General features: G+C 65.8%; 1 protein-coding gene. It reads left to right on the top strand.

Annotation, left to right across the window (positions count from 1 at the left end):
- Positions 1–301, top strand: a 301-nt coding sequence (locus AABA86_RS34130; protein ID WP_338309867.1) for a (2Fe-2S)-binding protein, incomplete at both ends; no start/stop codon positions are given.

Genomic DNA, 301 nt, shown 5'->3' on the forward strand with positions numbered 1-301 from the left:
GCACCAAGTTCGGCTGCGGCCAGGCCCTGTGCGGCAGCTGCACCGTCATCGTCGACAAGGAAGCCGTGCGCGCCTGTGTCACATCGATCAACGATGTCGCCGGGCGCGAGGTCACCACGATCGAAGGGCTGCATCCGAGCGGCGATCATCCGGTCCAAAAGGCCTGGCGCCAGGTCAACGTGCCCCAATGCGGCTTCTGCCAGGCCGGCCAGATCATGCAGGCCGCCGCGCTTCTGATGGACAATCCGAAGCCTTCGCACGACCAGATCCGCCAGGCGATGTCCGGCAACATCTGCCGCTG

This window comes from Bradyrhizobium sp. TM233 (assembly GCF_036247965.1).
GTDB lineage: Bacteria > Pseudomonadota > Alphaproteobacteria > Rhizobiales > Xanthobacteraceae > Bradyrhizobium > Bradyrhizobium ottawaense.